Below are 13,265 nucleotides of genomic sequence, written 5' to 3'. Positions count from 1 at the left end.
GAAAGGAGCCCCCATAGGACCGCCGCATGAAGACACGAGGTTCCGATCTCAGAGGAACAGGAAATCGTCGTGATGAAGCGTCGCCAGATTGGAAAGCGTCGCGATCTGCACGGCCGCACCGCGCCCGCTACCGTCCGCATCGTAGAAAAGCTTTCCGGTCGTCTGGTCGTAGATCAGGCGGTCGTTCGAATCCAAAGCCTTTGTGCCCATCACGAAATTTGCGGCGGAAAAATTCGCTGGATCGATGGCTGTGAAAACCTCGTGGTCGAGCACGATCTTGTCACCGGCGCCTTCCGAAAAGTCCTCGATCCTGTCGATGTTGTTGTAAGCGCTGGGTTTGAAGTCGAAGATGAAATGGTCGGCTCCAGCTCCGCCGTTCAGGATATCGTTGCCGTTGCCGCCGATGAGCTGGTCGTTTCCTGCGCCGCCCGACAGCATGTTGCCTGCGCTGTTTCCGGTCAGCACGTTGTTTTCGCCGTTACCCGTGGCGTTGATCGCTGACGAGCCTGTAAGCGTCAGATTCTCGACTGTTCCGAGAGTATTCTCCAGAGAGAAGGATATGGAGGCATTGACGGTGTCGTTGCCGTCACCGCCTGTTTCGTCGACGATGTCGCCTGCCGAATCCACTTTGTACGTGTCGTTGCCGAGGCCACCTATCATTCGGTCTTCGCCTCTAGCGCCGTCGAAGTTGTTGTCGCCGGAATTGCCCGTGAGAACGTTGTTCATGACGTTGCCGGTCGCATTGATGTTATCGTCACCCAACAGGGTCAGGTTCTCGACAGTTCCCGTCACATGGTCCTTGTCCATCAGACTGAGCGAGACATAGGACTTGATGGTATCCTTGCCGGAGCCGCCAGCTTCGATCACCACATCATAGACGCTGTCGACGATATAGGTGTCGTCGCCACCTCCACCCTTCATGCTGTCTGCGCCCGCGCCGCCATCCAGCACGTTGGCTCCGTAATTGCCGACGAGAATGTTGGCGAGTTCATTGCCAGTCGCGTTGATATTGGCGTTGCCGGTCAGTGTCAGGTTCTCGATGGCGCCGATCGCATGGGCGGTATCCGCCAGGCTGAAGCTGATTGACGACATGACGGTATCGGTTCCACCGCCGCGGCTTTCATCGACGATGTCAGTCGGGGAGGTGACCGTGAAGGTGTCGTCTCCGGTGCCGCCATAGATATGGCCAGGCGCCGGCGCTGCGCTGGCACTTGCTGCTATGTTGATAATGATGGGATGGTCGACGACATCCACATTGAGGGAGGATATGTTGCTGAAGCTCTTGACCGGTGTATCGCCCGCCAGCGGATCGTAGACCTGCACCGTCCCGAAAGCTCCGCCCAGATTGACGGTGACGCTCGCCGCCGCCGCCTGGATCGCCTTGTCTGTCGTCTGGTTCCAGATATCGGGCTCGTTCCAGATGATGATCTGGTAGCTTCCGTCGGATTTCTCCGTCAGATAGCTGCGCGCGGTGGAGGGTAGTCCGTTGATGGTGTAATTGAGCGCCCCCGGATTGAAGGTCGCCTGCGTTGCCCCGTCATCTTCGAGAATTTCCGTTAGATTATGGATCGCTGTTGCGGCCGGCTTGGGAGTATAATCCAGGCGAAACAGCCCGAAATGCTTTTCCTGGTCGGCGCCTCCCGGATCGGAATAGGCATCGAGAAGCTGGTAGATGAAAGTGTCCTTCGATCCGAGAAAGACGCCGTCCATCAATGTATTGAGAAGCAGTTTTGCCTGCGTCGTCTCGTCGACGCCTTCCCATCCGCCGTTGGTATCGGCGGTCAGCGACGTGTGATAGCCGATCTCGGTGATGGTAAGCGGCTTGCCGGGATCTGCCTGCATCTGGTCGCCGGATTCGCGCGAAAGCCAGGAGAAGGGCTGGTCGCCCTCTTTCGCATAGGTGTGGATCGTCGTGTAATCGTTGGAAGAAGCAACCGTGTAACCGGTAAAGCCGAGAACCGGAATGTCCTTCAGCAGCGGATCGGCATTCACCGCGTTGAACAGATCCTTTTGGTAGGCAAGCGCAGCAGCTTCTCCCGACAGTCCCTTATAGGCGACCGGCCAGTTATTGACCTCGTTCGGGCCTTCTATGCCGACGATCGAACCGGGATGCGCTTCCACGAAGGCATGCAGTCGCTGGACAACGGTAGCGGGGGTATCATCCCGCCCGGAGACGAAAACGAATTTGACACCGGCATCTGCCGCGTCCCCAAGGTGGCCCTGACCGTAAGGGTCGGAGGCAGGGGTGGGGGCATGATCGCGAACTGTCTCGAGGCCAAGATAGCCCAGAGCTTTAACAACTTCCGCGATATTGGAATATTTTCCATCGGTATAGTCGATATGTGTATCAATTCCGAATGAATCGATAACATCTGTAATTCTAGTAGCTTGGGCCATTTCATCCTCCTCGCCTGGAAGTAGAAAGAATTACTTCGATTGGATAGTGATTCGCTCAAAAGTAGGGCCTGATTCACAGTAGAATCCGCCAAAGTTATGATCGCGTTAACTATATTGTATTGCTCGCAATATGATTGCGAACTGATGCTTCCGCGGGGATCCGATATTATGCGGACCTGGGCATCTTGCTAATCAACGTGTCAGGAGAGGATCTCGCTGTCGAAGCAATAGGGCGTAGTCGCCGAGGCGACGATGGCCACGCGCGCGATATCGACCAGCTAACGCTTGGCCAGAAAGTCAATATCCGTTCAGCGCCTTCGATCAGAGGACGACGCCGGAAAGGGGGGCGGTGTCGTATCGATTTCGCCCGATGGTGACTGAACAGTGCAGCGGCGTTGACTATTATCCCGCGCGCATCAAGCCGAAGCCGGCAAGCCTGGAGAAGCTCACCGATATCGCACTCTATCCCGGCATGCCGGCGGAGGTCTTCAAAGGTCGCGGAGTACTCTGTCATCTCCTAAATGACGGAGCCGCTGATGGCTCAGATCAGCCATACGTCCCGCGAGCGGTATTTGGCGCGCCAAAGTGCAGGGGAGGCGCGGCCGATCGCGTTTCCACAAAGGAGTGCCGGGACACCGCAGCCCCGGCACATCGTATCGATCGATCAGGCCGCCTTGGCAATTGCACCATGCGGATCGAGAACGAACTTTGTCGCGGCACCCTGGTCAAAGCTCTCATAGCCTTGGGCGGCATCCTCAAGCGAAATCACCTTCGCATTGACGATGTCGGCAATCGGCAGGCGGTCATGCAGGATCGCCTGCATCAGCTGGCGGTTATATTTGAGTACCGGCGTCTGGCCGGTATGGAACGACTGCGCCTTCGCCCAGCCGAGACCGAAGCGCAGAGAGAGGCTTCCCTGCTTCGCCGCATTGTCCACAGCGCCCGGATCTTCCGTGACGTAGAGGCCGGGAATGCCGATGGAGCCGGCGGCGCGGGTAATCTCCATCATCTGGTTCAGCACGATCGCCGGCTGTTCGCCACCGGAATGTCCACGCGCTTCGAAGCCGACCGCATCGATGGCGCTATCCACTTCATTGGTGCCGACCACCTGGGCAATCATGTCTCCCAGCCGGTCGCTCTTCGAGAGATCGATCGCCTCGAAGCCAACGCGGCTCGCATGGGCGAGGCGGTCCTTGTTGAAGTCGCCGATCATGACGACCGCCGCACCGAGGATACGGGCGGATGCAGCCGCTGCAAGGCCGACAGGGCCGGCACCTGCGACATAGACGGTCGAGCCGACACCGACGCCGGCTCTGACCGCGCCGTGGAAGCCGGTTGGCAGGATATCGGAGAGCATGGTGAGATCGCGGATCTTGGCCATCGCCTTGTCACGGTCGGGGATTTTCAAGAGGTTGAAATCGGCATAGGGGACTGTGACATAACGAGCCTGGCCGCCGATCCAGCCGCCCATGTCGACATAGCCATAGGCGCCGCCGGCCCGCGACGGATTAACCGTCAGGCAGACGCCGGTATCCTGTGATTTACAGCAGCGGCAGCGCCCGCAGGCCACGTTGAAAGGTACGGAGACGATGTCCCCGACATCGAGCATTTCGACGTCGATGCCTTTTTCGATGATCTCGCCGGTAATCTCATGTCCGAGCACGAGGCCCGGCATCGCTGTGGTGCGGCCGCGGACCATGTGCTGGTCCGAACCGCAGATATTGGTGGAGATGACTTTCAGGATGACGCCATGTTCGATACGGCGGCCATCCGGCGCCTCGAGTTTCGGATCGTCGATGTCGCGGACTTCCACTTTTCCGGGCCGCAAATAGACGACGCCACGGTTCTTGCTCATTTCCGTCTCCTCCGTTTGAAATCAGGGCAACGCGCTAGCAGCTCCTCCCGCAGCGATTGCCTGTTACAGAGTAGACCAGAAAGATCCCAGTGCCGTCCCGAAAGCGACGCCTTGCAGGCGGAAACCAGCAAAACCGGACCAAAGCGCCGCTCGCGCCGGTGCGGTTCGGCCACCTGCCTTAGCGGACTCTGAGGCAGGTGGCCTTTCCCCGGCAGGTGGGGTGTCTCCTGCCGGGCGCCGCGTTAGCATCACCCTGACTGATGCGATATCAAAACAGCCGCTCCCTTTTGACGCGGCTTCCGCTATAGTTGCAGAAACAGAGCCTGGGGGCGATCATGACGCAACGCGGCCGTGCTTTCGCAGACATCGTCTACACTATCCTTATTGTAGAGAGAGCCTATCCGGTGGATGTCGTCGCCGCCGCTCTAGGGATGAATTACGCGGCCTTCCACTCGCGCCTGATCAGCAGAACCTGTTTTTCCGCTGACGAAATCCAGAATCTGCTGGAAGTCGTGCCCGATCCACGCCTCGCATCCTATCTCCTCGAGGGAAGTATCTTTGTTGCAGCGGAGCGCTCTTCCGGTGTGGAACAGGCCGAGCCTGTCGCGTCACTGCAGAGAGGTGCGACGCGAGTGGTCGTCGAGGCGACGGACGTGCTCGAACTGGTGGATGCCGCGCTTGCCGGAGGCGGAATGGATCATCGCAAGCAGCGCCTGGTGCTCAAGGAGATCGAGGAGGCGGAGAGGGCGCTTGCATCCCTTCGCCTCGGCCTGAAGGGAGCTTACGTCGGGCAGTCCTTGCGCATCAGCAAGAGATAGCCTTCGCCCTCTTCCTCAAGCGCAAGCATCGCTTCGATGACCGAGAGGCGCGTCTCCTCCAGATAGGACTTCCAGGCGCCGCTGGCCGTGGCAAGCTGCCGGTCAACAGAAAGAAGCCGAAGCTTCAAAAGATTCTTCTCGCGCACAATGCGCGCATATTCCTGAATGGGATGAGAATGATCGGATGCCATGCGAAGACCGGTGAATTCGTTTGGGCATCTAGCCAGCTGAGTGCAGCTTCGCCATCAAAACGATCTCGACGTTTTTACGCAGACAATCCCGCTCGTCATTGTCAGGCATTAAGCGGTGTGGATGAAACAAAATCGGAAGCGGATCCCGAAGCACGCGGCCGCGTTCGGGATCCGGCTTTGAAGTATCCTGCGCCTATCGTACCGCTGCCGGCAACACCTCGAATTTCCAGAATTTATCCGGCCGGAAATAGGTCGTGGCAAATTGACGGATATCCTCGGCGGTGACTTTGCCGTAGCCGCTGAGATTGTCGCGTATCCGCTCCAGACGGCGAGGGTCCGTTTGAGCGCGGTGCAGATATTGAATCCAATATTCGTTGCTCTGCTGCTGGTGCTTCAATGTCTCGATAATGGGTTCACGAGCGCGAACCAGTTCGTCCGGCGAGACGTCGTTTGACCTGAGATCGGTGGCGATCCTGTCCACAAGCGCATAGAAATCGTCGATCTTGGCCGGCGTCGTCTCGACATAGAGATAAGCGTAACCGTAACCGGGAATCTCCCATGAGAGGTCCATATCGCCCTGCGGACTGTAGGTCGCGCCTTCGGCAATGCGGAACTGGTCGATCAGCCTGTTTTCGAAGATCTGGCCGGCGACGTTCGCGGTAAAGCCCCGCTGCATATCCGAGAGCATGTCGCCGATGGGGGCGGCGACAATCGCCGCGGCGTTATCGGCCCTGCCGCTGTGGGTCTGCGTGACGGGTGTCGCGGTGGGCATCGGGAAATGCACGTTCTTTGCGTCGTCGCTCGACGTATTGTCCGGGCGGGCCGGCAGAGCACCGAAGGTTTCGGCCGTCAGGCGGATGGCATCGTCCGCCGTTATATCGCCGACGATGGTGATATCGATCGGCCCCGTGGAAATATGGCCCCCGAACAGCGCCTCGAAATCTTCCGGCTTTGCGGCTGACAATTGGGCGCGATCGGGGAAGGTCCAGCGCGGGTCGCCGGAATGAACGAGGCCTGCGAAATCGCGGCTGATAATGGCGCCCGGCGTCGCCTCATACTGATCGAGGTTGTTCAAATAGGCTTGCTGGACACGCTTGAAGGCTTCGGGCCGATAAGCGGGATCTGAAGTGTAAGCCGTCATCATCTGCAGCTGCGTCGCAAGATCCTCCGTCCGCGTACGCCCGTCGAACTGGAAGGAACTGTCGTCCACGGAGAAATCGATGCTGGCGATATTGGCCGCAAGCGCTTTCTGCATGTCCTGGTAATCCATGGCCTTCGTGCCTGATAGTACCACGGCCGGCGATGTCCAGATCGCCAAGGGACGGTCGTTCGGCAGGTCCAGGCGGCCGCGGCCGATATCCTCGCGCACCAGCACCTCATTGGCGCGCAGTTTGGTTGGCTTGACGGTGAGCCGCACCCCGTTGGCAAAGCGCACCATTGTCAGGCCGAGATCGTCGACCGTGTGGCGTTCGACGACGGCGCCCGACGCACCGAAATGGGTATAGGGCCAGACGACGGCTGCTGCACTCGATGGAGCCGTGACCGGTACCGCCCGGGACGCGTCATAGACTTGTCTGACATCGTCGGCACCACCCTGCGGTGATTGCGCAGTCTGCAGCACGAGTTGCGGGCCGTTGCCGGAGAAGACATGCTGCAGGACTTGATTGATCTCGGCAGCCGTAACACCCTTTGTCATGGTCTCGAACATCGACAGATCTTCCGCGGGCGAGGTGAAGACCTGATTGTCATCGACGCTGGAGGCCAGCATCGAAGCGACGTCGGTGCTCGTGCGGGTCGAGGCGCCTGCCGCAGTGGCCTGCAGGAGCGAGCGATATTCGAGGATCTCGCGATCGACCTCTGCCTGGTCGGCCCCGAATTGTTGGAAGCGGCGCTGTTCCTGATCGAGGGCCGTCAGCGCCGCCTGCCATTTATTCGGCTCGCAATTCGCCATGACGACAACGAGACGGGCGGAGTCGAAAAGATCCTGGGAGCCGACGGCGGCGCTGATGAAGGGCGCGTTGCCTTTGCTGGCCATGGCACCGAGACGGCGCTTGAGCACCAGAAGTCCGAGGTCCTCGATCAACTCTGCCCGGCGTTTGGCGAACGTGTCAGGGGAGGTGTCGTAGGGACGCGTCCAGGCGATCTGAACATTCGTTGTACCGCCGGGGACCGTGATGACCTCGGCGCTTTCGTCTTTCGGCTTCAACGGCCCGAGATCGGGTTTTTGCGGGGCCGGGGCGGCAGCCTTCCAGTCACTGAAGCGCTGCCTGATTTCGATTTCCATGGCAGCAGGGTCGACATCGCCCACGACGATCAGTGTGGCGCGTTCGGGCCGGTAGTTGGTGTGGTAAAAATCTCGCAGCAGATCGACAGGCGCATGGCTGATGATGTCGATCTTGCCGATCGGTGAGCGCATCGTCACGCGCTGGCCAGCGAGCAGGGAGTTCGTGACGCCGATTGCGGCGCGATATTGCGGCGTGTCGCGCAGCCGCTCTTCCGACAGGATGACGCCGCGCTCGCGGTCGAAGGCGCCGGCATCCAGCGTCAGTTCGCTCGCCGTTTCGCGCATCAGCATCAGGCCGGTCGAAAGCGTGTCCGCATCGACCTCGGGGAGATCAAGCGCATAGACGGTCTCATCATAGGACGTGTTGGCGTTGGTGTCCGGCCCAAAGGCCAGGCCCTTGCGCTGCAGGATGCGGATCATCTCGTCGCCGGCAACATGCGTCGAGCCCTTGAAGGCCATATGTTCGAGGAAATGCGCCAGCCCTTGCTGATTGTCGTTCTCATCAAGCGAGCCGGCGCCGATACGGAAGCGGATCGCGGCCTGTCCCGGCGGCGTGGCGTTGCGCATGATCGCAAACCGCATACCGTTTTCAAGCGTGCCGAAACGGATGCCAGGTTCCGCCGGCAGGTCGCTGATCGTCTGCGGCCATGGTGCGGATGGGCTGTCCGCGTGGGCCGGCAGCCCTGACGTGCAGGCTGCAGCAAGCGTGAACGCTGCCAGGAATCGAAGAAAAATAGGGAATCTCATATGTTTGATGCGCATTCTGTTCTGATGGTGAGCATGAAGAGAGTATGTGACGTTGCGCGAACTATCAGACAGGTTGCATCTCACATCAACGTCTATTTACGGGATGGATGCGTCGCTACAATCATCGCCATGCGCGACGTCGGCGAGGGACAATGGCTGATAGCATGGAGACACACCAAGACAATCGACGGGAAGCCATTGAAATCATTGTAATATTGCACTTGGAAACAGCGTACTCATCTCCGTACGAAGATCGCATAAGATAGATTATGGAACTAAAAGCCGTACCCGAAACCGCACCCATTACTGCGCGGCCTGCATCTCCGGCTGTGGCCACCGCTGCAGCGCTTCCCGTCCGGCATCGGTCAAGCCGTAGACGCCTCTGTCGAGTCGTTCGAACCAGCCGTAGACATTGGACAGCAGGATCTTGCCGGCCTCCGGTACACCGGACCTGATATCGCGCACCCGCAGCGGTCCTGATGCCAGCGCCGCAGCACAGCCGAGCGCCTGTTGGCGATATGCCGTCATGAGCGGCGTGCGCGTGCTGCCGCCGAGCGCCGGGTCGCCGCGGCGTTTCTGGTGCTCGCGCATCAGCCGCGACCGGCGCTTCGGATTGGTCCGTGGCATTGGCGATACGGAGCCGACGATGATGCTGACGTCGCCGGCGTCCGAAATGCCAAGCATTCCGATGCCGAGCCGGCGGCAGAGATCACGGTAGCGCTTGTCGGCTTCCCGGCCTTTGCCCTTGGCGGAAACCCGGGCCGCAATCCAGACTTCATCAGAGACGGCCGCGCGATCGACGGCCTGCAGGATGAGCTCGAGATTGAAGCTGAGCTTCAGCTCGCAGACCACCACCACAGGCGGATCGTCGTCGCTCAGGCCAACCAGATCGCAGCCGCCGACTTCGCCCTTGACGACGTAACCTGCCTTTTCGAGAAAGCCTTTGACGGGCAGATAAAGCGAAGTTTCCATAGGCCTGCGGATCGAACAAAAGAATCGTTCCATAATCTACATCGATCCATTGATGCGGGACACCGCATCGATCGCCATCGGCTGGATTACGCGGCATGGCCGTGGATGGCCTTCAATACATCCCTTCTCAGGTTGACGGAAAACCCTCAAGACGCTAGCACGCTCGAAGCATATCCGGGGGTAATTCAATATGGATATTTTCACAGCGGCCGGTTTGACGGCCCTGCTGCAGGTCATTGCTATCGATCTTGTTCTCGCCGGCGACAATGCTGTCGTTATCGGCCTTGCTGCTGCCGGCCTGGAAGCCACGCAGCGCCGCAAGGCGATCATTGTCGGCATTCTGGCGGCAACGGTGCTCCGCATTCTGTTCGCTTCTGTGGCCGTCTATCTGCTCGCAATCGTCGGATTGCTGCTCGCCGGCGGCCTGTTGCTGCTCTGGGTCTGCTGGAAGATGTGGCGCGAGCTGCGTGCCGGCCATGGCGAAGAACATGCGGCCGAGGCTGGCGCAGCCGCGCCGAGGAAGACCTTCTTCCAGGCTGCGACACAGATCGTCATCGCCGACGTTTCCATGTCGCTGGATAATGTTCTTGCCGTTGCCGGCGCCGCCCGCGAACATCCGAGCGTGCTGGTGCTAGGCCTCGGTCTTTCCATTGCGCTGATGGGCATCGCCGCGAACTTTATCGCCCGCCTGCTCAACAAACATCGCTGGATCGCCTATGTCGGCCTGCTCATCATTCTCTATGTCGCGCTCGACATGATCCATCGCGGATACCTCGAGGTTGCTCCCTTTATCGGCAGCTAAACCTCTACTTCGAAGCTCATCTGGTCGAACGCCGGCACCACATGATCCGGCGTTTGCGCCATGACAACGTCGTAGTCGAGCGGCGTGTGCATATGCGTCAGGATCGCCCGCTTCGGTCTTAGCCGCTCGATCCAGTCCAGTGACTGTTCCAGCGAGAGATGGCTGGGATGATAGGCATATTGCAGGGCGTCGATGATCAGCATGTCGAGGTTCTGCAGCCTCTCCGCCGTCTGCGGCGGGAAGTCGCTGATATCGCTGCAATAGGCCACATCGCCGATGCGGAAGCCGAGCGAATGGATGTCACCGTGCTGCTGCAGATGCGGCATGAAGGCGATCGTTCCGCCTGGCCCGTGGATTTCAATGGGCTTTTCCAGATCCTCGATCACAATCGGCAGCACGATTGGCGGATAATTGCTGCCCGGCGGCGTCTCCAGGCAGTAGCCAAAGGCATCGCGCAGCCGGCTCATGGTGAACTGGTCGGCGAAGATCGGCACGCGCCGGCGGGTATTGTGAAAATAACCACGCAGATCGTCGATGCCGTGGATATGGTCTGCATGCGGATGGGTGTAGAGGACTGCGTCGACATGGTCGACCCCTGCCCTGATCATCTGCTCGCGAAAATCCGGCCCCGTATCGATGACGACGGTCGTGGCAGCGCCATCATCAGAAAACTGCTGCACCATAAAGGCGGCGCGTGTTCGTCTGTTCTTTGGATTGTCCGGATTGCAGGCGCCCCAGTCACCGGTGATACGCGGCACGCCGGGTGACGACGAACAGCCGAGAATGGTGAACCGCTGCCGTCGTGCCACGCCGCTAGATCCTCGGCATCTTCGAAAACAGCCGGAAGGCATTGTCCGTGGTGATCCGCGCGACCTCCTCGTAAGGAAGGCCGATCGTATCGGCCAGCACCTCGGCCGTGTTCACCACATAGGACGGCTCGTTGCGCTTGCCGCGCCAGCGCTTGGGCGCCAGATACGGCGCGTCGGTTTCCACAAGCAGCCGGTCGTGCGGAATGGTCTTGGCGATGTCGCGCAGCTCTTCCGACTTTGGGAAGGTCAGGATGCCCGAAAAGGAAATATAGCCGCCGAGCTCGACGCCCGTCTTTGCCAGGTCCGGACCGGCCGAGAAGCAATGCAGGATGAAAGGGAAGGCCCCCTTCCCTGTTTCCTCGGTCAGGATCGCCGCCATGTCGGCATCGGCGCTACGACTATGGATGACCAGCGGCAGCTGCGTCTCACGCGCCGCGGCGATATGACGGCGAAAGCCTGTCTGCTGGTCCTCGGGCTTCTGCGTGTCGTAGAAATAGTCGAGACCGGCCTCGCCGATCGCGACGACCTTCTGATGGGCGTTGGCAAGCCGCACCAGATCTTCCGTCTGGATGTCCAGTTCGTCGCCCGCATTGTTCGGATGTGTGCCGACTGAGCAGAAGACGGAGGGATATGTCTCGGTGATGGCGAGCAGCCCATCGAGCTTGCGCACGCGGGTGCAGATCGTCACCATCTGCGCCACGCCCGACGCATGGGCGCGCGCGACAATCTCGTCGCGCTCAGCCTCGAAATCGGCAAAGTCCAGATGGCAATGCGTATCGACCAGCACGGCCTTAAGCCTCCGGAGCCACGTAGCGCGGGAAGACCGGCTTCGGCGCTTCGAGCGGCGTTCCCGGCACCAGACGGCCGGCTTCGCCAAGCGCTGCGAAGTCACGCTTGTCCGCAGGCGCCGCCACGAGATCGAGGAGCTTACCAGCCGATTCCGGCACGAAAGGCTGCAGCAGGATGGCGATCTGGCGAACGACTTCGGCGGTCACATAGAGCACCGTGCCCATACGCGCCGGATCGGTTTTCTTCAGCGCCCAAGGCTCCTGGCCGGCGAAATAGCGGTCTGTCTCCGAGACGACAGCGATGACCGAGGCCAGCGCACGGTGGATGAGCTGCTTGCCCATGTCGTCGCGCGTCGAGGCATGCAGCGCATCGGCTTGCGCCAGCATGGCCTTGTCTTCGTCCGTCAACGGTCCGCATTCCGGGATCTTGCCGTCGCAATTCTTGACGATCATCGATAGCGAGCGGCTGGCAAGGTTGCCGATGCCGTTGGCGAGGTCGGAATTGATGCGCGTGCCGATCGCCTCTTCGCTATAGCTGCCGTCCTGGCCGAAGGAGACTTCGCGCAGGAAGAAGTAGCGCACCTGATCGAGGCCGAAATGGTTCACCAGATTGACCGGATCGACGACGTTGCCGAGCGACTTCGACATCTTCTCGCCCTTGTTGAGCAGGAAGCCATGGGCAAAGACGCGCTTCGGCAGCGGCAGCTTCGCCGACATCAGGAAGGCCGGCCAGTAGACGGCGTGAAAGCGGATAATGTCCTTGCCGATGATATGCACATCGGCCGGCCAGTATTTCGCCCGCGGTCCGTTCTTGTCTTCGATATAGCCGGTCGCGGTGATGTAGTTGGTGAGCGCATCGACCCACACATACATGACATGATCAGGATCGTTCGGGACCTTGATGCCCCAGTCGAAAGTCGTGCGCGAGACCGAGAGATCCTTTAGACCGGACTTGACGAAGGAGATCACCTCGTTGCGGCGTTCGGCCGGACCGATGAAATCGGGATTCTCTTCGTAGTGCTTCAGCAGCCGGTCCTGGTATTCCGAGAGCTTGAAGAAGTAGCTCGCCTCTTCCACCCATTCGACCGGCGTGCCCTGCGGCCCGTAGCGCACGCCATCGGCGCGCAGCTCGGTTTCGTTTTCCTGGTAATAGGCTTCGTCACGCACCGAGTACCAGCCGGCATAGGAATCTTTGTAGATGTCGCCATTTGCAGCCATCAGGTTCCAGATGTTCCGCGAGGTCTCGTGGTGACGTTCCTGCGTGGTGCGGATGAAGTCGTCGTTCGAAGCATTGAGCAGCTCCGCCATCGCCTGGAATTCGCCGGAATTGCGGTCGGCAAGCGCCTGTGGCGTGATGCCTTCGGCACGCGCCGTCTGCTGCATCTTCTGGCCGTGCTCGTCCGTACCCGTCAGGAAGAAGACATCCTTGCCGTCGAGGCGCTGGTAGCGCGCCATGGCGTCGGTCGCAATCAGCTCGTAGGCATGGCCGATATGCGGCTTGCCGTTGGGATAGGAGATCGCTGTCGTGATGTAGAAAGGGGTCTTGTCTGTCATGGCGGCCAATTCCGGCTTACTCTATAAAAATCGTCAGCCGCTATTAGC

At 59.9% G+C, this 13,265-nt stretch carries 10 protein-coding genes and 1 pseudogene; 3 read left to right on the top strand and 8 right to left on the bottom strand.

What is annotated here, in order from left to right; genetic code table 11:
- Positions 1–48: 48 nt before the first annotated feature.
- Positions 49–2,397 carry a calcium-binding protein gene (locus AC1DM5_RS02530; protein ID WP_477822469.1) on the bottom strand — a complete coding sequence of 783 codons (2,349 nt, stop codon included), beginning with the start codon at positions 2,395–2,397 and terminating at the stop codon, positions 49–51.
- A gap of 349 nt (positions 2,398–2,746) precedes the next feature.
- On the opposite strand from AC1DM5_RS02530, the pseudogene AC1DM5_RS02525 reads away from it, so the two are divergent.
- Positions 2,747–2,827: pseudogene (locus AC1DM5_RS02525) on the top strand (hypothetical protein); the annotation flags it as partial.
- 234 nt (positions 2,828–3,061) lie between these two features.
- Here AC1DM5_RS02525 and fdhA read toward each other — a convergent pair.
- Positions 3,062–4,252 (bottom strand): formaldehyde dehydrogenase, glutathione-independent, encoded by a 1,191-nt coding sequence (fdhA, locus tag AC1DM5_RS02520; protein ID WP_113319954.1) that lies wholly within the window; start codon positions 4,250–4,252, stop codon positions 3,062–3,064.
- 335 nt (positions 4,253–4,587) lie between these two features.
- On the opposite strand from fdhA, the gene AC1DM5_RS02515 reads away from it, so the two are divergent.
- The gene (locus AC1DM5_RS02515) at positions 4,588–5,070 is read left to right on the top strand and encodes a phage regulatory CII family protein (protein ID WP_477822468.1); all 483 of its coding nucleotides are present in this window, start codon (positions 4,588–4,590) and stop codon (positions 5,068–5,070) included.
- Here the strand turns inward: AC1DM5_RS02515 and AC1DM5_RS02510 are convergent.
- From AC1DM5_RS02510 to AC1DM5_RS02500, 3 genes are all read right to left on the bottom strand, one after another.
- Entirely contained in the window at positions 5,034–5,198 is a 165-nt protein-coding gene (locus AC1DM5_RS02510; RefSeq protein WP_477822467.1) for a hypothetical protein, read from the bottom strand. The two genes, AC1DM5_RS02515 and AC1DM5_RS02510, sit on opposite strands and share 37 nt — an antisense overlap.
- 256 nt (positions 5,199–5,454) lie before the next feature.
- Complete coding sequence (locus tag AC1DM5_RS02505) at positions 5,455–8,292, bottom strand: M16 family metallopeptidase (RefSeq protein WP_477822466.1); 2,838 nt, start codon at positions 8,290–8,292, stop codon at positions 5,455–5,457.
- A 303-nt stretch (positions 8,293–8,595) separates the two neighbouring features.
- The gene (locus AC1DM5_RS02500) at positions 8,596–9,264 is read right to left on the bottom strand and encodes a DUF2161 domain-containing phosphodiesterase (protein ID WP_477822465.1); all 669 of its coding nucleotides are present in this window, start codon (positions 9,262–9,264) and stop codon (positions 8,596–8,598) included.
- A 190-nt stretch (positions 9,265–9,454) separates the two neighbouring features.
- Here AC1DM5_RS02500 and AC1DM5_RS02495 point away from each other — a divergent pair, with 190 nt between their 5' ends.
- Positions 9,455–10,066 carry a TerC family protein gene (locus tag AC1DM5_RS02495; protein ID WP_113319938.1) on the top strand — a complete coding sequence of 204 codons (612 nt, stop codon included), beginning with the start codon at positions 9,455–9,457 and terminating at the stop codon, positions 10,064–10,066.
- On the opposite strand, the gene AC1DM5_RS02490 is transcribed toward AC1DM5_RS02495, so the two are convergent.
- The 3 genes from AC1DM5_RS02490 to metG are packed head-to-tail and all read right to left on the bottom strand — an operon-like array spanning position 10,063 to position 13,217.
- Entirely contained in the window at positions 10,063–10,875 is an 813-nt protein-coding gene (locus AC1DM5_RS02490) for an MBL fold metallo-hydrolase (protein ID WP_477822464.1), read from the bottom strand. The two genes, AC1DM5_RS02495 and AC1DM5_RS02490, sit on opposite strands and share 4 nt — an antisense overlap.
- A 4-nt stretch (positions 10,876–10,879) precedes the next feature.
- Entirely contained in the window at positions 10,880–11,662 is a 783-nt protein-coding gene (locus AC1DM5_RS02485; RefSeq protein WP_477822463.1) for a TatD family hydrolase, read from the bottom strand.
- Between the two features lie 4 nt (positions 11,663–11,666).
- Complete coding sequence (gene metG, locus AC1DM5_RS02480; RefSeq protein ID WP_477822462.1) at positions 11,667–13,217, bottom strand: methionine--tRNA ligase; 1,551 nt, start codon at positions 13,215–13,217, stop codon at positions 11,667–11,669.
- Between the last annotated feature and the right edge of the window lie 48 nt (positions 13,218–13,265).

This window comes from Rhizobium sp. 01T437 (assembly GCF_056398505.1).
The sequence above is the reverse complement of the archived record's forward strand: the minus strand, read 5'-3'. Positions and strand labels throughout refer to the sequence as shown.